The organism is Streptomyces sp. NPDC096132 (genome assembly GCF_044763345.1).
Lineage (GTDB): Bacteria > Actinomycetota > Actinomycetes > Streptomycetales > Streptomycetaceae > Streptomyces.
On the sequence record NZ_JBIWGA010000008.1, the window covers coordinates 96,616 to 119,272 of the forward strand.

General features: G+C 71.5%; 11 protein-coding genes. 5 read left to right on the top strand and 6 right to left on the bottom strand.

Features of this window, described 5'->3' with window-relative positions; all coding sequences use genetic code 11:
- The first annotated feature begins 5 nt into the window (after positions 1–5).
- A complete protein-coding gene (locus ACIRF9_RS20455; protein ID WP_403823852.1) occupies positions 6–1,127 on the top strand; it encodes an AAA family ATPase in 1,122 nt (373 codons plus the stop codon).
- The gene (locus ACIRF9_RS20460) at positions 1,124–3,889 is read left to right on the top strand and encodes a hypothetical protein (protein WP_403823855.1); all 2,766 of its coding nucleotides are present in this window, start codon (positions 1,124–1,126) and stop codon (positions 3,887–3,889) included. Before ACIRF9_RS20455 ends, ACIRF9_RS20460 begins: the two co-directional genes overlap by 4 nt.
- Here the strand turns inward: ACIRF9_RS20460 and ACIRF9_RS20465 are convergent.
- The 3 genes from ACIRF9_RS20465 to ACIRF9_RS20475 all read right to left on the bottom strand — a co-directional run bounded on the left by ACIRF9_RS20465 (position 3,882) and on the right by ACIRF9_RS20475 (position 11,889).
- Positions 3,882–5,372 (bottom strand): hypothetical protein, encoded by a 1,491-nt coding sequence (locus ACIRF9_RS20465; protein ID WP_403823858.1) that lies wholly within the window; start codon positions 5,370–5,372, stop codon positions 3,882–3,884. The genes ACIRF9_RS20460 and ACIRF9_RS20465 overlap by 8 nt on opposite strands.
- A 71-nt stretch (positions 5,373–5,443) precedes the next feature.
- Entirely contained in the window at positions 5,444–10,609 is a 5,166-nt protein-coding gene (locus ACIRF9_RS20470) for a family 43 glycosylhydrolase (protein ID WP_403823861.1), read from the bottom strand.
- A 131-nt stretch (positions 10,610–10,740) separates the two neighbouring features.
- On the bottom strand, positions 10,741–11,889 hold the full coding sequence (locus ACIRF9_RS20475) for a PucR family transcriptional regulator (protein WP_403823863.1): 1,149 nt from the start codon (positions 11,887–11,889) through the stop codon (positions 10,741–10,743).
- 229 nt (positions 11,890–12,118) lie between these two features.
- Here ACIRF9_RS20475 and ACIRF9_RS20480 point away from each other — a divergent pair, with 229 nt between their 5' ends.
- A complete protein-coding gene (locus ACIRF9_RS20480; RefSeq protein WP_403823866.1) occupies positions 12,119–13,903 on the top strand; it encodes an FAD-binding dehydrogenase in 1,785 nt (594 codons plus the stop codon).
- Positions 13,904–14,025: 122 nt separating this feature from the next.
- Positions 14,026–17,400, top strand: coding sequence for a pyruvate carboxylase (locus tag ACIRF9_RS20485; RefSeq protein ID WP_403823869.1), 3,375 nt, complete (start codon positions 14,026–14,028; stop codon positions 17,398–17,400).
- 20 nt (positions 17,401–17,420) lie between these two features.
- Here ACIRF9_RS20485 and ACIRF9_RS20490 read toward each other — a convergent pair whose 3' ends face one another.
- Complete coding sequence (locus ACIRF9_RS20490) at positions 17,421–18,392, bottom strand: STM4015 family protein (protein WP_403823872.1); 972 nt, start codon at positions 18,390–18,392, stop codon at positions 17,421–17,423.
- Between the two features lie 205 nt (positions 18,393–18,597).
- Between ACIRF9_RS20490 and ACIRF9_RS20495 the strand changes: the two genes are divergently transcribed.
- The gene (locus tag ACIRF9_RS20495) at positions 18,598–19,716 is read left to right on the top strand and encodes a M23 family metallopeptidase (protein ID WP_403823875.1); all 1,119 of its coding nucleotides are present in this window, start codon (positions 18,598–18,600) and stop codon (positions 19,714–19,716) included.
- 4 nt (positions 19,717–19,720) lie between these two features.
- On the opposite strand, the gene ACIRF9_RS20500 is transcribed toward ACIRF9_RS20495, so the two are convergent.
- Together ACIRF9_RS20500 and ACIRF9_RS20505 are read right to left on the bottom strand one after the other, a co-directional pair.
- On the bottom strand, positions 19,721–21,499 hold the full coding sequence (locus ACIRF9_RS20500) for a DUF4157 domain-containing protein (protein ID WP_403823878.1): 1,779 nt from the start codon (positions 21,497–21,499) through the stop codon (positions 19,721–19,723).
- 128 nt (positions 21,500–21,627) lie between these two features.
- Positions 21,628–22,554: a GNAT family N-acetyltransferase gene (locus ACIRF9_RS20505; protein WP_403823880.1), complete on the bottom strand. Its 927-nt coding sequence runs from the start codon at positions 22,552–22,554 to the stop codon at positions 21,628–21,630.
- Positions 22,555–22,657 lie beyond the last annotated feature (103 nt).

Consider the following 22,657-nt stretch of genomic DNA (forward strand, 5'->3'; position numbering starts at 1 on the left):
CTGTGATGACCGACCTGTTGCGCGCCCCCGCCGAGATCAAGTACGCCGAGGAACTGGACTGGCTGGAGTCGATCGACGACAACCCCAAGCCGTTCTCCTGGCGCCTTTCCCCGAAGATGGTCCGCCTGTTCGTCCTCGGCTCCGAGCGCGCCGACGGCCTGGACCGGGAGATCGACCAGAAGTGGTTCGGCGACCGCAGCTTCGTGGAGCGTTCCATCGTCACCCTCGCCTCCGACCGCGGTCTGCTGCTCATCGGCGACCCCGGCACCGGAAAGAGCTGGCTCGCCGAACTGCTGGCCGCCGCGATCTGCCGCAACTCCACCCAGGTCGTGCAGGGCACGGCGGGCACCACCGAGGACCACATCAAGTACTCGTGGAATGTGTCCATGGTGATCGCCAAGGGCCAGTCGCGGGAGTCGATGATCCCCTCGCCGATCATGACCGCGATGGAGACCGGCACCATCGGCCGTTTCGAGGAACTCACCCGTTCCACCAGCGACGTCCAGGACGCGCTGATCTCGATCCTGTCGGAGAAGTACATCTCCGTCCCCGAACTGGACGGCGCCGGCGGCGACAACATCGTCTTCGCCAAGCCCGGCTTCTCGGTCATCGCCACCGCCAACAGCCGCGACCGGGGCGTCAACGACCTGTCCTCCGCGCTCAAGCGCCGCTTCAACTTCGTCCGCATTCCGGTGGTGACGAACAAGAAGAGCGAGGCGGAGATCGTCCGCTTCCGCACCGAGGAACTCCTGCGCCGCCACCAGATCGAACTGGACGTGCCGCCCACCCTGCTGGACGTCCTGCTGCAGAGCTTCGCCGACCTGCGCGCCTCCGCGGCCGCCGCCGGCAGCGACGACGAGAAACTGGAGTCCGCCCTGTCGACCGCCGAACAGATCGGCGTCCTGGAGGACGCCATCCTGCACAGCAACTTCTTCGGCGAGCGCGCCCTGACCGCCCGCACCCTCGCCTCCTCCCTCGTCGGCTCCCTGGCCCGGCGCGAGCCCGAGGACCTCGCCATCCTCAACAAGTACCTGCACGGCGTCGTCGAGCCGCGCAGCAAGGAGGAGGGCGGCTCCTGGCCGGAGTTCCTCGAGGGCGGCCGCGACGCGATCGCGACCCTGTCATGAGCGGCGGCACCTTCGAGGCGCTGCGCGGACAGCTCCATGAGGCCGCCACGGCCTTCGCCGACGGACCCGGCGCACTGGAAGGCATCCTGCGCGGCATCGTCGACGACGTCGAACGCGCGGTGCGCGAGCCGCTGGAGATCTTCCCCGTCTGCCACCACTCACCGGCCTCGGCGATCGCCATGGCCCGCCGGCTGCGCGAGAAGCAGCCGAAGGTCGTGTACCTGGAGCTGTGCGAGGACATGGCTCCCCTCCTCACCGAACTGCGCAACTGCCGCCTCCCGGTGGCCGTCCAGGCGTTCGCGTCGGAGGTCGAGGGCTTCCCCGCCGACTGGTCACCCCTGTCGGTCGTCGCCCCGATCACGGAGGCGTCCGCCGAGTACCAGGCCATCGCCTACGCCCTGGACACCCCCGGCGTCGAACTGGTCCTCGTCGACCGCTCCTCGGACCACGTCTTCCAGTGGGAGACCCGGGACGAACCCACCCCCTCGGACCCCGACGCACCGGCGGCCGGCGAGGAGAGCGCCCTGCACGGCGACGCCGTCGGCGTGGAGATCGGCGACCTGCGCCCCCGCTTCGCCGAACTGGAGGAACACCTCCTGCGCCACGGCCGGGTCCGCCACTGGTCCGAGTGGTGGCACCAGTACGTGGAACTCCCCCTCGGCGACGGCGACCACGACACCTACCGCCAGGTGATGCTGCTCATCGGCAGCCTCTTCCGCCGCCTCGCCCCCGGTGACCCGCACAAGGTCCGGGTCGACGAGGACCGCGAGCGGTACATGTGGACCCGGATGCGCGAGCACCTCGCCGCCACCGGCACCGACCCCGGCGACTGTCTCTACGTCTGCGGCGCCTTCCACGCGGCCAGCCGTGTCGCCGAGTTCGGCGTGCACGGCAGTGACACCTTCACCGTCAGCCCGCCCAGCGGCACCAAGTGGCGGCACGGCCTGATCCCGTCCAGCCACGCCGCGATCGAGGCGCAGTTCGGCCTGGCCGCCGGCTCGGTCTCCATCGCCGCGACGGAATGGGCCAAGAACCTCAAGCGCACCCGGGTACGGCCGTACCGGCTGGCCGGCCAGGCGGGCAGCCGACCGAAGAAGGCCCTGCCCGCGCCGACTTCCGCCGCCCCGACCCCGCCCGCCGACCGGCTCACCGGCTTCCTCCAGCGGCCGCCCGCCCTCGACCCCCTCGACGAGGCCGAACTGCTCGGCTGGTCGGTGGACATCGTGCGCGCCGCCCGGCGCAACGGCTATCTCGCCTCCACCGCCGACGCCATCGCCGTCTTCGAGACGTCGATCCTGCTGGCCGGCATGCGCGACCGCGCCAAACCGACGCCGTACGACTTCCAGGACGCGGCCGTCACCTGCATCGAGAAGGACTCCGTACCGGGCCGGCGCGACGTGGGCAGACTGGTCGAGATCATGATGGGCGGCGACCGCGTCGGCCAGGTCGGCTACGACGCGCTGCCGCCCCTGGCCCGCGACGTCCACGACCGGCTCGCCCCGCTGAACCTGAAACTCCAGCAGCGAGGCGTCCAGCGGGCCCTGCTGGACATCGCCTCCCGGCCCGAACTGGCGCACTGCTCCGACGTGCTGTGGATGCTGCGCCGACTGCTGCCCCAGGGCGCCGCCCGGCCCATCATGGGCGACCGCAGCCTCGGCGAACGCCCCATCCAGGAGTCCTGGGACCTCGCCCTGGGCACCCACCAGCGGGCGCTCATCGAACTCGGCTACGAGGGCGTCAGCATCGAGCAGGTCCTGGAGCAGCGGCTGCGCCGCACCGCGTACGCCCCGCAGGCCACCGCGGCCACCGTCCTGGAGACCGTCGAGGACGCGATCCTCTACCTGCGCAGCCGCCGTCTCGCCGACGAACTGGGCAGCCACGCCCTGGAGGTCCTGGCGGCCGAACGCAGCGTCGACGGCGCGCCCGAGGTGCTGCGCCGCGTCCGCCGTCTGCTTGCGTACTACCGCACCAGCGAACCCGTGCTGCCGCCGTGGATCGAGTCCTTCGTCAAGACCGGCTACGCGCACTACTGCACCCAGCTGCCGACCGCGTTCACCGACGACGACGCGACCGTCCGTCAGGTCGCCGCGATGCTGGGCTTCCTGTTCAGCATGGAGAGCCTGGCCCTCTCGCTCGGCTGCGACCGCACCCAGCTCGAACTGGCCCTCGCCCAGTCCCACCCGTCCGAGCCCGCACGGACCGCCCTGCTGTGGGCGGCCCAAACCCACTTGGGCACCCTGCCCCGGGCCGTCCTGCGGGAGCGCTGCGACGACCTGCTCGCCAACCCCCTGGTGGTCCCGGCCTACCCCCGCTACCTCAGCGGGTTCGTGCACGCCCTCGAACCGGTGCCCACCCTCGCCGACTTCGTCGTCGAGGCGGTGTCGAACGCCTTCGCCCGACTGCCCGACCGGATCCTGCTGCCCTGGCTGCCGACCCTCATCACCACCCTGCGCGCCGACGGCCGCGAACTGGCCCCGCTGATCGTCCGCGAGGCGGGCCGCCTCTTCCCGGCGCGCCTGACGGACCTGGACACCTGGGTGCCGCCGTGGCGGCTCCCGGAGGAACCGCCCCTGGCGCTGCCGGCCGCCCGCACCGACGGGGGCGTGGCACTCCTCGCCGCCCACCCAGCGACCTGCGACGCGCTGGCAGGTCTGCTGGGCTTCGAGGGCACCTGGGAGACGGCTGAACCGGCGGGCACCGAGCTGCTCGCCCGGTATCCGGGGACCGCACGGGCGCTCGAGGCCCTGCTGGCCGTCAGCTGACCGGCAGCGCCGCCACCAGCCGCCGGATGGCGTCCACGCCCAGTGCCGGATTGGCGGCGGCGTCCCGCACGAGCTCCTCGTCGTCGAGCAACTCGGCCAGCCGGGCCGGGGGAAGGTTCGGATGCCGGGCGAACGCCGCCCGCACCCCGGCATCCGGGTCCCGGGTCAGCCGCTCCACGACCTCCGACGGCGTCCCGGGATCCCGGGCGGCCAGGGCACGGACCGCCGGGTCCGCGTGGTCGGCGTACCCGGCCAGCCCGTCGGTCGGGAAGGCCGGCCGGGTGAGGAGGTGCTCGCGTTCCCGGCCGGTGTACTCCAGGAAGCTGCGCAGCAGCAGCGCCGCCGGTGCGCCGGGATGGTTCTGGGCCAGCAGGACCCGTACCCCCAGGTCGTCGTCGGCGCTCAGCAGGTCCACCAGGTCCGGCGGCAGCCATCGCTCCGTCGCCGCGTGTCGGCGCAGCAGCGGATGCCCGGACAGGGCCTCCCGCCGGACGGCCTCGGGATCGCGGGGGTACAGGAGCTCGAAGTGGGGGCCGAACGTGCAGTCCATGGGAACCGCGTAGTCGATCCCGGCCCGCTCCTCCTCGCTCCACGCCGGGTGGACGGACACGGCGAGCCGCACCTTCGGCTCGGGATCGACGGCGAGGGCCCGCAACTGGTCCGGCCCGAGGTCGTCCCGGCGCGCGATCTCCTCCCGCACCTCCGGGTCCGGATCGGAGGCCAGCAGGACCACCACGTCGGAAGGCAGTGAGGCGTTGCCCGCGATCATCGAGCGCTCCTGGGGACCCGCCGGAGCGGTGAGCACGCTGTCCACGACGGACCTGGTCAGCGGCAGGTTCACCAGGGTGTAGGTCCGCGCGTGGCACGGGCGGTCCGGCAGATTGCTCTCCACCCATGCCGGATCCTCGTTCTGCCGATGACCTTCCGCCCTCCTGCGCACCTCGTCGTCCGGGTCCGCCAGCAGCGCGGCGCGGCGCTCGGCGGACAGCGAGGTCCACATGCCGACGCCCCAGACCCGGACCTTGGGATCGGGGTGCGTGGGCATGGCCTGGCGCAGTTCGTTCGAGAACTGCCGGTAGATGCCTCCGCCCAGCTGGTCGCTGTCGTAGGTGCTGAGGATGCGGACGACGGTCGCGTCGGGCAGCGGCCTCGGCCGGTGCGGGCCGGTCGGCAGGGGCCCGTCGGCCAGCCAGCCGCGCACGATCCAGTTGGGATCGTCCACCAGCCGCGCCCGCGAAGCGGGATCGGCATGGGCGCTGCCGGCGAAGAAGCGGCGGGTGAGGTGGTCCGGATGGGTGATCACGGCGTCGACGACGACCTCGGGCAGCGCCCGGTCCCGGCACAGCACCATCCGGACCGCGAGCGGGCCGTCCAGGAGCAGGCGCAGCAAGATGTCCGGTGGTGTGGCCGGGTTGAGGGCCAGCCCGGCGAGCCGCCGGGTGGCGAGGTCGGCGCTCTTCCAGATCTCGTCGGGTGTCGGCATGTGCGAGGTCCCCCCCAGGACGACGAACGGGCCCCCTGCGAGCGCAGGGGGCCCATGACCTTAACCCGGTCCTAGCGGCGGTGCGTGCCGATCGTCACGGTGCCGGGCTTCACCCCCGCCCCCGTGTCGAGGACGACCGTCCCGTCGGACTTCTTCCAGATCCTGATCGCGAAGGTGTCGGGGTTGTCGGTGGCCGTGACCCGGAAGCCGTAGCCCTTCTTGCCGCTCACCGTGCCCGAGCCCTCGAGGACGGCCGTGGAGCCGGAGACCACGAGCCAGTCGACGTCCGTGGAGCGGAACCTGAGGGCCGACCCGAGGTCGAAGGTGACCTGCCCGGCCGGAGCGGTGGCGCCCGGCAGATAGCCGACGGCGAGGGAGAAGAACGCCTTGCCGGGAGCCGCGAGGGTGCCCGCGCCCACCACCGGCCCCGCCGCCCGGTCGTACACGACCAGTTCGGGGAGCGTCCTGCTGTCCGAGGCGCCGTCGTCGTCGGTGACGGTGATCACCGGACGGTGGAGGCCCGCCGAGGTGTAGGTGTGCTCCGCGCGGCAACCGGACGCGGTGACCGTGCCGGCCGCCGGCTTGCCGCCGTCCTTCCAGTCGACCGTGCAGGTGTGGGTGTCGCCCGCGCCCGCGTCGGTGAACGCGGCGGTGACCGTCGTACGGCGGCCCGCCGGCACCGGGCCCGAGGGGCCGGTGGCGGAGGTGACGGCCGGGGCCGCGTTCGACACGGTGACGACCGCCGTGTCGGTGCTGCGCCCGCCGGTCAGCGTGAGGGTGAACGTGCCGTTGTCGGTGCAGGTGACCGTGGTCCGGGCGGCCGTCGGGTCCGCGACCGTGCAGGGCGCGTCCTTCTCGACCGTCCACTTCGGGCCGCCCGCCCCCGACAGGGAGCCGTTCAGGGCGATCGCGTCGCCCTCCACGCCCTCGGCGTCCGGGCCGGCGTGCACGATGGTGACCGGGTCGATGCTCTCCAGGGTGGGGACGACCTTCTTCAGCAGGCCGTCGGCGTCGAACTCCAGCTTGTCGATGGTGGTTTCGCGGTGCATGCCGTCACCGCCGGGGATGGCGAAGCGGTGGTAGACGATGTACCAGTCGTCGGTGTTCGGGACATGGACCACGGAGTGGTGGCCGGGGCCCTTGACGCCGAGCGAGAGGTCCTTCTCCAGGATCAGGCCCTGCTTGGTCCAGGGACCGGTGGGCGAGGGGCCGGTGGCGTAGGCGACCTGGTAGTTCTCGTCACGTGTGTCGTTCTCCGACCACATGAAGTAGTAGGTGCCCTTGCGCTTGATGACGAAGGTGCCCTCGTTGTAGTTGCTCGGCGTGATGTTGGTGACCTTCGAGGCGTCGAAGGAGACCATGTCGTCGTTGAGCGGGACCACGTAGGCGCGGCCGTTGCCCCAGTACAGGTACGACGTGCCGTCGTCGTCGGTGAAGACCGCCGGGTCGATCATCTGGCCCGTGTAGTCGCCGGCCTTCAGCAGCGGCTTGCCGAGCGCGTCCGTGAACGGGCCGGTGGGCGAGTCGGAGACCGCGACACCGATGTTCGCGTCGGCGCAGAAGTAGAAGTAGTACTTGCCGTTCTTCTCCTCCATGGCCGGCGCCCAGGCCCTGCTGTCCGCCCAGGAGACGTCCGGACCCAGGTCCAGGATGACGCCGTGGTCGGTCCAGTTGACCAGGTCCTTGGAGGAGTACGCCTTGAACTGCGTACCGCTCCAGCCCTCGAAGCCGTCGGTGGTCGGGTAGATGTAGAAGGTGTCACCGAAGCGGACGACGTTCGGGTCCGCGTTGAGGCCGGGCAGGACCGGGCTCTTCATGACCACCGCCGAGACGGTCCAGCTGCGCTTCTTCCCGTCCGAGCCCGTGACCTCGTACGTCACCGGCTGGGTGAAGTCGTGCAGGGTGCCGGAGGCGGGGCTGATGGTCGCGCCGTGGGCCAGGGTGAACTCCGGCGCCAGGGCGGTGACGTCACTGCCCGGGGTGAGCGGCAGGACGATCTTGCTGTCCTTGTCGGTGATGATCGCGTCGGTCTTGAGCGCCGGGTGGGTCGCCGCGGCGATCCCGGTGGTGTTGCCGCTGAGTTCCAGGATCTCGGCGGGCGTCAGGGCCCGGTTGTAGATCCGGAAGTCGTCGACCTCGCCGCCGAAGTACGGGTCCGGGGAGTACAGGGACTTGCCGATGTAGCCGGAGTAGTCCTTCGCCGAGTCGTACAGTTCCGACGGCTTGATGGTGACGCCGCTGACGCGTGCGGCCTCGGCGCCGTCCACGTAGAGGATCGCCGTCTCGGTCGCGCCGTTCAGGGTGACGGTGAGGTGCTTCCACTCGCCCTGGGTGAGCTGGGAGCCGCCGATCATCTGCTTCTCACCGGACCAGGTGGCCTTGGTGATCGCGGAGAACAGCTTGCCGCCGCCGTTGGACGGGGTCGCGAACAGGTACTTGTTGCTGTCGGGGCCGAGGCCGAACAGCCACTGGAAGTTGTCGCCGCCCTTCCACTTGACGTAGGTGGAGACCGTGACGCTGGTCGTGTCCTTCAGGACCCCGTTGGGGATCTTGACGTACGGCGAGCTGGAGCTGCTGTTGCCGCCGGACATCTTGAACGAGCCGCCGTCGACGCCGGTCCCGAAGTCGGGCGTACGGACGTAGGTGCCGTGGTAGCCGTGGCCGCTGGAGTCACGGGCGATGCTGCCGCCGGTCTCGTCGAAGTCGTAGTGCAGGAGCAGGTCGGCCGGGACGTCCGGGCCCTCGGCGGAGACCGTTACCTCGGCGTTGACGTCGATCGCGGAGTCGCCCGCCAGGTCGCCCTTCACCGTGAAGGTGCCGGCCTGCGCGTACTGCGACTCGGCCACGTCCTCCCAGGTGACGGCCACGGGGCGCTTCACGCCGTCCGCGGACTCGGCGATGACGGTGGCCGGCAGGACCGGGGCGTCACCGATGCGCGTCTCGACCTTGACGTCCTCGACGCCCGTGATGATCTGGTCCGGCTGGTAGGTCTGGAGCAGTCGGTCGTACTCGGCCTGGGTGACCGGGAGCACGGTGCCGTGCCGGGGCCGGGAGGGGAGGTCGTAGCCGGTGGACGGGGTCCAGACGCCGGAGGCCAGGTCGGTCGTCTCGAAGGGGATGTAGCCGCGGCCGCCGAACTCGTCGAGGAACGCGTACCACTTCTCCTCGGTGTTCGACTTGAACACCAGCGGACCCTCGGCGGCGCTCATCGCGCCCTTGCCGATGCCCTCGGCGACGGCGGTCCAGGAGAGGTTGCGGAGCGTGTCGCTCTTCTCCTCGAAGATGAACTTGCTGTTCGGCGTGGAGGAGGTGTTGTTCCGCTCGTCCTTGGAGAGGCGGTAGTACTCGCCGTCGTGCTGGATGACCGTGGAGTCGATGACCGAGTAGCCGCGGTCGACCCAGACCTTGGGCTCGCTGAAGGTGTAGAAGTCACGCGTCGTCGCGTACATCATGCGGTTGTACGTGTCGCCGGAGTGGGCCTCGTTGTCGTACAGCTTCGACGCCCAGAACACGACGTACTCGCCGAGCGTCTCGTCGTAGTAGGCCTCCGGGGCCCAGGTGTTGCCGGCCGCGTCGGGGGAGACCCTGACCAGGCGCTGGTTGGTCCAGTTCACCAGGTCGGTGGACTCCCAGACCATGATCGACTTGCTGCCGGTGCGCTGCGAGGCGTCCCAGTCGCCGTTGCCGTAGATCCTGAGGTCGGTGGCGATCTGGTAGAACTTGTCGCCCTCGGGGGAGCGGATGATGAACGGGTCGCGCAGGCCCTGCTCGCCGAGCGTGGAGGTCAGGACGGGCTGGCCGTCGTTCAGCTCCCGCCACTTCAGCGGGTCGTTGCCCTTGCTGAGGGCCGCGTAGAGCTGCTCGCCGTTCGAGGTGCCCTCGCCGGTGAAGTAGCTGAACATGTAGCCCTTGAGGGCTTCCTTCTTGGGCAGCTCCGGCACCTTCGCGGTGAAGACGCGGGTGGTCTTCGCGTCGCCCTTGGTGACGGTGGCGGTCAGCTCGGCGGTCGTGGCGCCGTCGCCGTGCGCGGGACGGTGGACCACGCCCTCGGCGGAGACCACGTCCGCGTTCGCGGAGGACCAGGCGACCTCGGTGCCGAAGGTACCGGTGGCCGGGAGGGTGAGGTTGCCGCGGACGTCGTCGATGTTGTGGACGGTCAGCGCCTCGGCGGCCTGCTGGACGGCGGTCGTGTCGTCGAAGGCGGGCAGGACCGTGACCTCGAAGGTCTTGGTGGCGCTCACCGTGCCCTTCTTCAGGGTCGCCGTCAGCGTGGCGTGGCCGTCCGGCTCACCGGCGGCGGGGCGGGTCACCGCGCCGGCGTTCGAGACCACGTCGGTGTTGTCGCTCTCCCAGGTGATGGAGGAGCCACCGGCCGTACCGGTCTTCGGCAGGGTCAGATCGGCGGTCACCGCGCTGGTGTCGCCCAGCGTGAGGGCCGCCTTGTCGGCGGCGACGCCTTCCTCGGCGACGGGGAGCGAGAGCTGCTCGACCTCGGAGCCGGCGAGCGCGCGGTCGTAGACCCGGAAGTCACGGATCTTGCCCTTGAAGAGCTTGTCGCTGGTGTAGACCGACTTGCCTATGTAGTTGGCGGTGGTCGTGCCCGAGCCGATCGATCCCGGGGTGATGGTCACCGCCGTGTTGCGGCCGACCTCCACGCCGTCCTCGTACAGCACGGCCGTGTTGCCGGTCTGGGTGTAGGTGAGCTGCTTCCACACCGAGCGGGTCAGGTTGTGCGAGTCGGAGGGCCGGGTGTTCTGCTCGGTCGACCAGTTGCCGGACGCGATGGCGGTGCGCAGCGAGTTGCCGGTGGCGAAGAGGTAGCCGTTGCCCGCGCCGCTGCTGGTGTTGCCGAAGCCGTAGATGAAGTACGGGCCCACCTGCGACTCGTCCATCAGCACGTCCATGGAGACGCTGATCGAGTTCATGTCCTTCATGACGTCGTTCGGCACCTTGATGTAGGTGTCCGAACCGTTGAAGGCGAGGCCCTGGCCGTTGCCCGTCCAGCCGGCGGTGCCGTTCAGCGTGCCGTCCCGGCCGTGGCCGGAGGCGTCGGTGACGGTGGTGCCCGAGGCGCCGTCGAGCTTGTACCAGAGGGCGAGTCCGTCGGTGACGTCGTCCGCGGCCTGTGCGGGAGTCACCGCTGACGTGAGCCCCATGAGCAGCGACACGGCGGTCAGTGCGGCCAGTTGGCCCGCCCCGCGTCTCGCACGGTCGCGGAAGCGTTTTCTCTGCGTCATAGGAGACCGCCGTTTCAGCCGTGTGACGTGATGTTGCGAGAGTGTCAAACGGTGTACATGGCTGCGTCAAGAGTTCTCGAACAATGTCCGACAGGTCGAACAAAATGAGGTCGCCGCTCAAGCCCCGCTGCTCAATGCTGCGTTGAGGACTCCAGCCACGCCGTGAGGGCCCACCACCAGTGCAGCGCGGCCAGCGGACCGCCGTCGCCGTCGGTGAGCGACGCGGAGGTGATCTGCCGGAGCCGGCCGAGCCGGTAGCGGACGGTGTTCGGGTGGGTGAACAACGCGGCCGCCGTCTGGTCGAGACGGCGCCCGTTGTCCAGGAACGTCAGTGCGGTGAGGGCGAGTTGCCGGTGGAAGGCGTCCGCCGGATCCAGGTCGCCGAGCAGCCGGCGGCTCAGCAGCGCGCCCAGGGAGGGCTGTTCGGCCAGCGCGATCCGGGCGGCGAAGTCCGTGACGTCGTACAGGCCGTGCAGGCCCTGCTGCCGGCCGAGATCCACGGCGCGCACGCACAGCCGGTACAGCGCGGGGAGTTCCGGCAGGGCGGCGGCGGGTGCGACCACGACCAGCGCCTCCGGCGCGAGCTCCCCGGGCTCCGGCGGCCGTGGTCCGAGGCCCGCCGTACGGCCGTCGAGCGGCAGGGTCACCACATGCGCCGAGCGTACGGCCCGGGGGCCCGCGGGCGCGGCGACGAGGCAGTGGTAGCGGCCGTCCGCGTCCGCCCGGACGCCGGCGCGCGCCAACTCCTCGGCGCAGGGCGCGACTTCACCGAGCAGCGCCTGGTGCAGCAGCCGGGTGCGCACGGCGCCCCACGCGCGCGGCGACTCGTGCTCGGCGGCACGGTAGCCGTGGATCACCTGCCGTTCCACCGCGGCGCCGTACTCCTGCATCCGCAGCACCACGGACAACAGGGCCCGGTCCGACACGCCGGCCGAGCGGCAGCGGTCCACGGCGATCTCGGCCGCCCGGGCGAGCGCCGCCTGCACACCCCGCAGGACGACCGTCATCGGCACGCCCTGCACGGCCCGGTCCGCCCCCAGCAGCAGCGCGGCAGTGAAGTCCTGCTCGTCGACCGGACCGGTCCGCTCCGCGCCGGTGAACCAGGGGGCGGCCGCGCGCAGCACCGCCCGCACATGCGACCGGGTCGCCTCCTCCGTCAGCCGGGACAGCTCGGGGGAGCGGCTGCGGGCCGCGTGCGCCAACTCGCCGTACACGTCAGGGTCGTCGGCCATCCCCCGCAGGACCGCCGTGGCCGGCTCCGGTCCGTGGACGACCGTCATGGTCCCCTCTCCGCCCGGCCGCTGTCACCGGGTCACAAGCAAGCGGTTGTCACGTTGGCGCCCGCGCACTACCGCAGCGCTGTGACGACCTGGTTTCCTGTTGGGCTACCGACGGTAACAGCGCAGCTGTCCCAGGAACACCCCCTCTCGCGCCACCCATGTACCGACCACACCTTGCCCAAGCCCTGCTCAAGTACCGCCCCCAGCGACGCCTCCAGGAGGGCCGCTCATGGACACCCCCGAAGCCGATGGAATCACCCGCCGACGCGCCATGACCGTGGCGGGCGGAGTCCTCGCGGGCGCGACCCTCGCCGCCCACGCCTTCCCCGCCTTCGCCGCCGAGTCGCAGGACGCGGACGCCATCGTCGTGGGCCACGGACTCGCCGGCCTGGTCGCGACCGCCGAACTCGCCGCCGCCGGACGCAAGGTGCTCCTCCTCGACCAGGAGCCCGAGGCGAGCATCGGCGGCCAGGCCTTCTGGTCCTTCGGCGGACTGTTCTTCGTCAACTCCGACGAACAGCGCCTGATGGGAGTCCAGGACACCTACGACCTGGCCTGGCAGGACTGGCAGGGCACGGCCGGCTTCGACCGGGACGTCGACGACCCCAAGGGCCAGGACTACTGGGCCTACCGATGGGCCAAGGCCTACGTCGAGTTCGCCTCCGGCGAGAAGCGGTCCTGGCTTTCCGGGCTCGGTGTGCAGTGGTTCCCGATCGTCGGCTGGGCCGAGCGCGGCGGCGGCCTCGCGACGGGACACGGCAACTCGGTGCCCCGCTTCCACGTCACCTGGGGCACCGGCCCGGCCGTGGTCGAGCCGTTCGAGAAGAAGGTGCGGGCCGCGGTCGACGCGAACAAGGTCACCTTCAAGTTCCGCCACCGCGTCGACGAGATCGTCACCACCGGGGGAGTGGTCACCGGGGTGCGCGGCGCGGTCCTGGAACCCAGCAGCGCGGCCCGGGGCAAGCCCAGCTCCCGCACGGTCGTCGGCGACTTCGAACTGCGCGCCCCGGTCGTCGTCGTCACCTCCGGCGGTATCGGCGCCAACCACGACCTCGTCCGCCAGAACTGGCCCGCCCGCATGGGCACCCCGCCGAAGTACATGGTCACCGGCGTCCCCGCGCACGTGGACGGCCGGATGCTCGCCATCACCGAGAAGGCGGGCGGCCGGATCGTCAACCCGGACCGCATGTGGCACTACACCGAGGGCCTGCGCAACTACGACCCGATCTGGCCCGGCCACGGCATCCGCATCCTGCCCGGCCCGTCCTCCATGTGGTTCGACGCGACCGGCAAGCGGTTCGACACGCCCGACATCCCGGGCTACGACACCCTGCACACCCTCCGCTCGATCACCGCCTCCGGCTACGACTACTCCTGGTTCGTCACCACCCAGAAGATCATCGCCAAGGAGTTCGCGCTCTCCGGCTCCGAACAGAACCCCGACCTCACCAACAAGAACATCTGGCAGCTGCTCTCCCGCATCTGGCAGACCCCGGAGCCGATCGAGAAGTTCAAGAACAAGGGCGAGGACTTCGTCGTCGCCACCACCCTCACCGACCTCGTCGCCGGCATGAACAAGCTCACCGGCGACAACCTGATCGTCCTCGACGACCTCAAGCGCCAGATCGAGGCCCGCGACCGGGAGATCACCAACTCGTACACCAAGGACGTCCAGGTCATGGGCATCCGCAACGCCCTGAACTACGTCGGCGACTCCCTCAGCCGCACCGCGTCCATCCACCGCATCCTCGACTCCAGCGCCGGACCCCTGATCGCCGTACGCCTCAACGTCCTTACCCGCAAGACCCTCGGCGGCCTCCAGACCGACCTCTCCGGCCGCGTCCTGGACACCGCCGGGAACCCCGTGCCCGGTCTGTACGCGGCCGGAGAGGTCGCCGGCTTCGGCGGCGGCGGAATCCACGGCTACCGCTCCCTGGAGGGCACCTTCCTCGGCGGCTGCCTGTTCTCCGGACGCCAGGCGGGACGGGCGGCGGCGGAGGCCACCGCGACCTGACTCGCCCTGCGGAACACGTCTCATCGAGCGAGACATGCCGGTGAGTGGCCCGGCTCACATGGTCAAGAAGGTCACTCACCGCCACCATGGGTCCCGACACCGGCAGGCTGAAGGGGTCCACGATGTTCCGCAAGGTGCTGGTCGCCAACCGTGGCGAGATCGCGATCCGTGCGTTCCGCGCCGGCTATGAGCTGGGCGCGCGCACGGTCGCCGTCTTCCCGCACGAGGACCGCAACTCGCTGCACCGGCTGAAAGCCGACGAGGCGTACGAGATCGGCGAACCGGGGCATCCGGTGCGCGCCTACCTCTCCGTGGAGGAGATCGTCGGCGCGGCACGCCGCGCGGGCGCCGACGCCGTCTACCCGGGCTACGGGTTCCTCTCCGAGAACCCCGAACTCGCCCGCGCCTGCCAGGAAGCGGGCATCACCTTCGTCGGACCCGACGCCCGCACCCTGACGCTGACGGGGAACAAGGCGAGCGCGGTCGCGGCGGCCCGGGCGGCGGGCGTCCCCGTCCTCGGCTCCTCCGCGCCCTCCACCGACGTCGACGAACTGGTCCGGGCCGCCGAGGAGATCGGCTTCCCCGTCTTCGTCAAGGCGGTCGCGGGCGGCGGCGGGCGCGGCATGCGCCGCGTCGAGGACCCGGCCGCGCTGCGCGAGTCCATCGAGGCGGCCTCGCGCGAAGCCGCGTCCGCCTTCGGCGACCCCACCGTCTTCCTCGAGAAGGCCGTCGTCGACCCCCGCCACATCGAGGTGCAGATCCTCGCCGACGGCGAGGGCAACGTCATCCACCTCTTCGAGCGCGACTGCTCGCTCCAGCGCCGTCACCAGAAGGTCATCGAGCTGGCGCCCGCGCCCAACCTCGACCCGGAGCTGCGCGAGCGGATCTGCGCCGACGCCGTCAGCTTCGCCCGGCAGATCGGCTACCGCAACGCCGGCACCGTCGAGTTCCTCCTCGACCGCGACGGCAACCACGTCTTCATCGAGATGAACCCGCGCATCCAGGTCGAGCACACGGTCACCGAGGAGGTCACCGACGTCGACCTCGTCCAGGCCCAGCTGCGCATCGCCTCCGGCGAGACCCTCGCCGACCTCGGCCTCTCCCAGGACACGGTCACCCTGCGCGGCGCCGCCCTGCAGTGCCGTATCACCACCGAGGACCCCGCCAACGGCTTCCGCCCCGACACCGGCCGCATCAGCGCCTACCGCTCCCCGGGCGGCTCGGGCATCCGCCTCGACGGCGGAACCACCCACGCCGGTACGGAGATCAGCGCGCACTTCGACTCCATGCTGGTGAAGCTCACCTGCCGGGGCCGGGACCTGGAAGCGGCGATCCGGCGGGCCCGGCGTGCCGTCGCCGAGTTCCGCATCCGCGGCGTGGCCACCAACATCCCGTTCCTCCAGGCCGTCCTGGACGACCCCGACTTCCAGGCCGGGCGGGTCACCACCTCCTTCATCGAGCAGCGCCCGCACCTGCTCACCGCCCGCTCCTCCGCCGACCGCGGCACCAAGCTGCTCACCTACCTCGCCGACGTCACCGTCAACAAGCCGAACGGCGAGCGGCCCGAGCTGATCGAGCCGACCACCAAGCTGCCCCCGCTGCCCGCCGGCGAGCCGCCGGCCGGTTCCCGGCAGCGCCTGGTCCACCTCGGCCCCGAGGGCTTCGCCCGCTGGCTGCGCGAGTCGCCGACCATCGGCGTCACCGACACCACCTTCCGCGACGCCCACCAGTCCCTGCTGGCCACCCGCGTGCGCACCAAGGACCTCCTCGCCTCCGCCCCGCTGGTCGCCCGCACGCTGCCCAACCTGCTCTCCCTGGAGTGCTGGGGCGGCGCCACCTACGACGTCGCCCTGCGCTTCCTCGCCGAGGACCCCTGGGAGCGGCTGGCCGCCCTGCGCGAGGCCGTCCCCAACATCTGCCTCCAGATGCTGCTGCGCGGACGCAACACCGTGGGCTACACGCCGTATCCCACCGAGGTCACCGACGCGTTCGTGCAGGAGGCCGCCGCCACCGGCATCGACATCTTCCGCATCTTCGACGCGCTGAACGACGTCGGCCAGATGCGCCCCGCCATCGACGCCGTACGCGAGACGGGCACGGCGATCGCCGAGGTCGCCCTCTGCTACACCTCCGACCTGTCCGACCCGAACGAGCGCCTCTACACCCTCGACTACTACCTGCGCCTGGCCGAGCAGATCGTCGAGGCCGGAGCGCACGTCCTGGCCGTCAAGGACATGGCGGGCCTGCTGCGCGCCCCCGCCGCCGCCAAGCTGGTCTCGGCGCTGCGCCGCGAGTTCGACCTGCCGGTGCACCTGCACACCCACGACACCGCGGGCGGTCAGCTCGCCACCTACCTCGCCGCCATCCAGGCCGGCGCGGACGCCGTCGACGGCGCGGTGGCCTCCATGGCCGGTACGACCTCCCAGCCGTCGCTGTCGGCGATCGTCGCCGCCACCGACCACTCCGAGCGGCCCACGGGCCTCGACCTCCAGGCCGTCGGCGACCTCGAACCGTACTGGGAGAGCGTCCGCCGCATCTACGCCCCGTTCGAGGCGGGCCTGGCCTCCCCGACCGGGCGCGTCTACCACCACGAGATCCCCGGCGGCCAGCTCTCCAACCTGCGCACCCAGGCCGTCGCGCTGGGCCTCGGCGACCGCTTCGAGGACATCGAGGCGATGTACGCCGCCGCCGACCGCATCCTCGGCCACCTGGTCAAGGTCACCCCCTCCTCCAAGGTGGTCGGCGACCTCGCCCTGCACCTGGTCGGCGCCGGAGTGTCCCCGGAGGACTTCGAGACGGCCCCGAACCGCTACGACATCCCCGACTCCGTCATCGGCTTCCTGCGCGGCGAACTCGGCACCCCGCCCGGCGGCTGGCCGGAGCCCTTCCGCAGCAAGGCCCTCGAGGGCCGCGCCGACGCCAAGCCGGTCAAGGACCTCACCACCGAGGACCGCGACGGCCTGGAGAAGTCCCGCCGGACCACCCTCAACCGGCTCCTCTTCCCCGGCCCGACCCGCGACTTCGAGAACCACCGCCAGGCCTACGGCGACACCAGCGTCCTGGACAGCAAGGACTTCTTCTACGGCCTGCGCCCGGGCAAGGAGTACTCCGTCGACCTGGAGCCCGGCGTCCGGCTGCTCATCGAGCTCCAGGCGGTCGGCGAGGCCGACGAACGCGGACTGCGCACGGTCATGTCCACCCTCAACGGCCAGCTGCGGCCCATCCAGGTCCGCGACAAGGCGGCCGCCTCCGACATCCCGGTGACCGAGAAGGCCGACCGCGCCAACCCCGGCCATGTCGCCGCCCCCTTCGCCGGCGTGGTGACGCTGGCGGTCGCCGAGGGCGACGAGGTCGCGGCCGGCGCCACCGTGGCGACCATCGAGGCGATGAAGATGGAGGCGACCATCACCGCGCCGAAGGCCGGCCGGGTCAGCAGGCTCGCCATCAACCGCATCCAGCAGGTGGAGGGCGGTGACCTGCTGGTCGAGGTCGGCTGAGCGGACGGCCGCCGGCGGGGTCACTCGGCGGCGGCCACGTACCGCTCCTCGTCCTCCTCCAGCTCCGGCCTGCCGGACACGTCGACCGTCACCCCGTGCGGCTCCAGGGCCTGCCGCACCCGCTCGGCCATCTCGTCCGACAGGTAGTGGTGGTACAGGTCCAGCTCCTCCAGATGGGTCAGCGGCTGACCGCCGAGCAGCGCCTCGGCACCGGCGTCCGTGAGGATGCCCCGCCCGAGGTGGAGGGCGGTCAGCCGGGCCACCACCGGCGCCGAGGCGACGGCGGCGGCCACCTCGTCCTGGATGTCGGCGTTCTGCAGGCCCAGTCGGCGCAGCGCGGGCAGCCCGGAGCCGTCGAGGACCGGCGCCAGATCCTCGACGGTCGCGGTGCGGCCGTACCCCTCCTCGCCCAGCCAGATGTCCAGATGCTCCAGGGCGGGCAGCTCGGAGGCGGTGAGCCCGTGCAGCACCTGCGCGGGCAGCCCGCCGTTCTCGAACCGCAGGACGCGCAGTTCGGCGTGGCTGACCGGCTTGAACTCCAGCCCCGGACCGCTGCCGTAACCGTTGGTCGAACCGCGTACCGCCAGCTCCCGCAGTCGGGGAAAGGCCTGAAGGATCGGGCTGACGTCACCCTGGACGATCCACGACAACTCCGCCTCCTCGAACGTGAGGTCGGCGAGATAGAGGGCCTGAAGGCCGGTCAGCCGGTCGGCGGCCGCGGCGAGCAGCTCCGCCGTTTCCTCGGGGTCGCAGCCGTCCAGGTCACCGCCGTAGGCACCCCCGCCGAGGACCAGAGCGCGCACCCCCGCTGGGTCCACGGTGTCCAGGAAGCGCTCCCAGTGCTCGTCGAAGTCCTCCTCGTCGGTGCGCAGGCCGCTCACCAGCTTCCAGGCGACCGCCCCGGCCTCCGGCAGCGGCACTTCCCCGGCGCCGGGCTGCGGGAAGACGTGCACGGGCAGGCCGTGCAGGTGGGAGATGTGGGAGAGGGACACGACGCATCCTTCCGAGCGCGGACTACGGCCGGCACCCGAGGTCCAGGCCTGTGGCGGCTCTTTCTACCAAGGCCCCCGGCAGGCCGCCGCCGACCGGTTCTGCCCCCGGGGGCAGCCACTCTGCCCTCGCGTCCGGTGACACCGGCGCGGCCGCGGGCTAACGTCCGCCCGTGAACAACTGCACATCCCCCGCGGAGCTCTCCGCGTGAGCGAAGAGCACACCGTCGACACCCCGATGCGGGACACCGAGCCCGGAGCACCCACGCAGGCCCCGCCTCCCGCACCCCGCCGACGCGGGCCGGGCCCCGTCGTCTTCCTCGTCCTGCCAGGCCTGCTCACCCTGTCCGCGGTGGCCGGAGTCCTGGCCCTGACCGGCGGACTCCCCGGCGACCTGGCCCCGGGAGACGGCACTCAGCAGGACGCGGTGGCCGGCGTCAACGACACCTACGGCCCCTGGCTGCGCAAGGCCGCCGACGCCTGCACCGTCGTCACACCGTCCGTCCTCGCCGCCCAGATCGACCAGCTCACCGGCTGGAACAACGCCACGGCCGGTGCCTCCGGCGGGCAGGGCATCGCCGCCTTCACCGACGCGCAGTGGCGGACCTGGGGCAAGGACGACGACGGCAACGGCACGTCCTCGCCCGGCGATCCGGCCGACGCGATCATGGCGCTCGGCCGCCAGGACTGCTCTCTCGCCCGAAAGGTCACCGACCTCAGAACCGACGGAACCGTCAACGGGGACCTCGTCGACCTCACGCTCGCCGCCTATGCCGTCGGCACGGACACGGTGAAGAAGGAGGGGCGCGTCCCCGCCGACGCGAGGACCTACCTCACCGAGGTCAAGGCCCTCTTCGCGAAGTACGCCGCGTTCGACCGCGAGGACCCGAGCGGCGGCGCGGCGGGCGCCCAGGCGAACGCCATCCTCGCCCCGCCGACCACCACCCTCACCGTCACCTCCCCCTACGGCTCCCGCAAGCACCCCCTCACCGGCGTCACCAAACTCCACACCGGTGTCGACTTCGGCGCGCCCCAGGGCGCCCAGGTCTCCGCCGCCCGCGCCGGCACGGTCGTCTTCGCGGCCATGACCAAGGCCTACGGCAACCGGGTCGTCATCGACCACGGCACCATCGAGGGCAAACGGCTGCAGACGACGTACAGCCACCTGTCCGCGATCGAGGTGAAGGCGGGCCAGACGGTGCAGACCGGAAGCCCGGTCGGACGGGTCGGCTCCACCGGCCTGTCCACCGGGCCCCATCTGCACTTCGAGGTGATCTACGACGGGTACTACGCGGACCCGATGCCGTGGCTCACCGCGTCCGGCTGACGGATCAGGCCTGGCTGCGCCTGGGCATGAGGATCTCCGCCCAGGGGCTCATCATGACCGCCCGGTCGCCGCCCGGCACCTGGGCGAGGCCACCCTCCGCGGCCTCCAGGTCCTGGGTCCGCGACTCCCAGAACGTGTGCGCCGAGCCGCCCGCCGCCGGCGGGATCAGGGCCCAGTACTGGTAGTGCGTCAGCGTCAGATAGACCCGCTTCTGGACGTAGTCCAGGACCACCTTGACGTTGTGCGTGGCGTCGGTGCCGGTACCGGTGTACTCGGCGAAGCCGCGCGGCCCGTCCGCGGCGACCTGCACGGAGGAGCCCGAGCCGCTCTTCGAGTTGTCGGTGTAGTGCTCGTGCAGAGCCGTCGCGTGGGCCGGGACGTTCTCGGAGTCGAACCCGTTGGCGGGGAGCCTGCCGGAGTCGTCCTGGTGCCAGCTGCGCAGGGTGCCGGGGTCATTGGGAGTCGCGTCCCGGTTCGCCTTCTCGAGATCGGTCCGCTCGTCGATCACCTGCCGATCGCCGGGCGGCGCCTCCAACTGGTAGCGGACGTCGAACAGCAGGTTCAGCAACGGGCGCGGCAGCAGACGATAGGCCTCGGGCCAGGGGAGCTGCTTGAGCGGCAGATTGCCGGTCTTCCTGGGCTTGGCCTCACCGAGCGTGGCCTCCTTGGGGCCGAGGCCCTTGGCGAAGGAGCCGCGCATGTTGTCGTCGGTGCCCCACTCCCGGTCCGCGGTGGCTTTGCGCGGGGTGTGCTGGTAGCCGGAGGCCGGGTCCGGCGTCGTGGCATAACGCGAGTTCTTGTTCTGCGGCATGGTGGCGACCATCGTCTGGGCTGCCGTGATCGCGTCGATCAGCCCCTTCGTCTGCGCGAGCGCGGTCTGCGTGTTCGGAGCCTTCTGTTGGAGAGTGGCCAAGAGGGTCTCGTAGCACGTCGTCACGAGGTCGGCCGCGTTGACGTCGGTGCACATCGCCTGCGCGTGGTTGGCCTCGTCGCGCAGAACCATCTCGAAGTACATGCGGAGCTGCGGCGCACTGACGGTCTCGGGCGTGACGTTCACACCCGCCATGTACATCTCCGGGGTCACCTTGATCGCGCGCTGTACGGCCACCGGACCGTCCGCCGCCCGCGCGGCGGGAGCCTCGGCCGACCGCTGCACGGGCGCGGGTTCGGGCACCGGTCCCGCCATCACCCGCCGGGCGTTGGCCTCGGCCTCCCGCTCGAACCGGTCCCCGGGATCGCTCACCGACAGCCCGTCGGCGGTGGGGGTGCCGGACACGGGGCCCCGGCGCTGCTGGACGACGTGGGTCAGTTCGTGTGCCAGGGTGTGCCGGTCGGTGGTGCCCGCGCCGAGCACGATGTCGTTGCCGGAGGTGTAGGCCAGGGCCCCGACCTCCTTCGCGGACCGCCGAGCCACGGCGTCGGTGTGCAGCCGGACGCCGGAGAAGTCCGCGCCGCCGAACCTGGCCTCCATCTCGGCCCGCACCGGCGCGTCCAGCGGCCGGCCCGACGACCGCAGCGCCTCGTGCACGGCCGACCGCTGCACGGGCCGGCCGTGCCCGCAGTGCGCGTCGTGGCTGTGCCGCTCCCGCGCCGACGCGTCCTGCCCCAGCCCCTCGACGAGCGCGCGGACCACCGCGGCATTGCCCGCGGTGCGCTGCAGCGCCGTCAGCGTGGCGGGGGAGACGCCGTCGGCGAAGGGCCGGGACGCCGTCGGCGGTACCGTCCGCTTCCGTACGGCGGAAGGCGGTACGGCGGCTTCGTCGCGCTGCCTCGGGGTGCGCACAGGGACGTTCCTCTCGGGTCGTGGCCCGGGGACGGCGAAATCCGCCCGGGCTTCCCACCCTACGGGCGACACTCGCCCCGCGAGCACAACTCGCCGCGTGAGCAGGGCACTTGACCCTGCCTCCGCGGTCACCGCAGGACGGCCTCCCAGGTGTCCACGGCGTAGTGGAGGCTCATCCCCTGGCGCGCGTACAGCGCGGGCGCGCCGGTGGCGTTGGAGGTGTCCACGCCGAGGCCGACGGTGTCCCGTCCCCGGGCGGCGAAGGCCGCGAAGGCCTGCTCCAGCAGCAGCCCGGCGAGACCACGGCCACGGGCCTCGCGCAGCACGCCGATGCTGCGGATCCAGCCCATCGCCTCACGGTCGTCGCGGGCCAGCAGGAACCCGGAGTCCCCGAGATCCTCCGTGCCGACGATCCACACCAGCGACCAGTCGAGGCCCTCGGCGTCCACGTCGTGCAGCCACGGCTCGTACGCGCGCGGCTGGAAGTCGAAGTGCTCGGCGAACGAGGCCTGGTACAGCTCGTGGACGCGCAGCCGGTCCGCCTCGGTGGCGCAGGACCGCAGCCGCACCCCGGCGGGCAACGGCGGGGCCTGGTCCCGGGTGCGGTCCACGGCCCGGCGCAGCACGTGGTAGCGCCGCACGACGGACCACCCGCGCGCCCGGATCAGCGAGGTGTCCAGGGTGGGCTCGATGTTGAGATGCAGATGCACCACCGAGTGTCCGGAGCCGTTCTCCCGTGCCCTCCCGAGCGCCCGGGCCTCCATGGCCTCCAGCACGAGCTGCCCGGCCTCCTGCCGGTCGGGCAGGACGTAGTGGTCGATGTCGATGCGCTCGCCGCCCGAGTTGTCCCACAGCAGCCCATAGGCCACCAGCCGGTCCCCGTCGAAGGCGAGCCAGGAGTCCCGCTCCAGATCGGTCTCGGGATGCTTCAGATCGGCCTCGACGGTGTGCAGGTCCGTCTCCGGCCGGCCGATCTCGATCACGTCGACGGCGTTCAGCAGGTCGGTCACGGCGGACGCGTCGGCGAGGGTGGCGGGGCGCAGAACGAAGGACATGGGGCAAGGGTCGGCAGGAGCGGGACCGGCCGCAACGCATTTTCACGTTGCGCACAGTGCAGCGGTGAGCCCTGTATGCGCCCCCGCGCGCCTGGGCAGAATC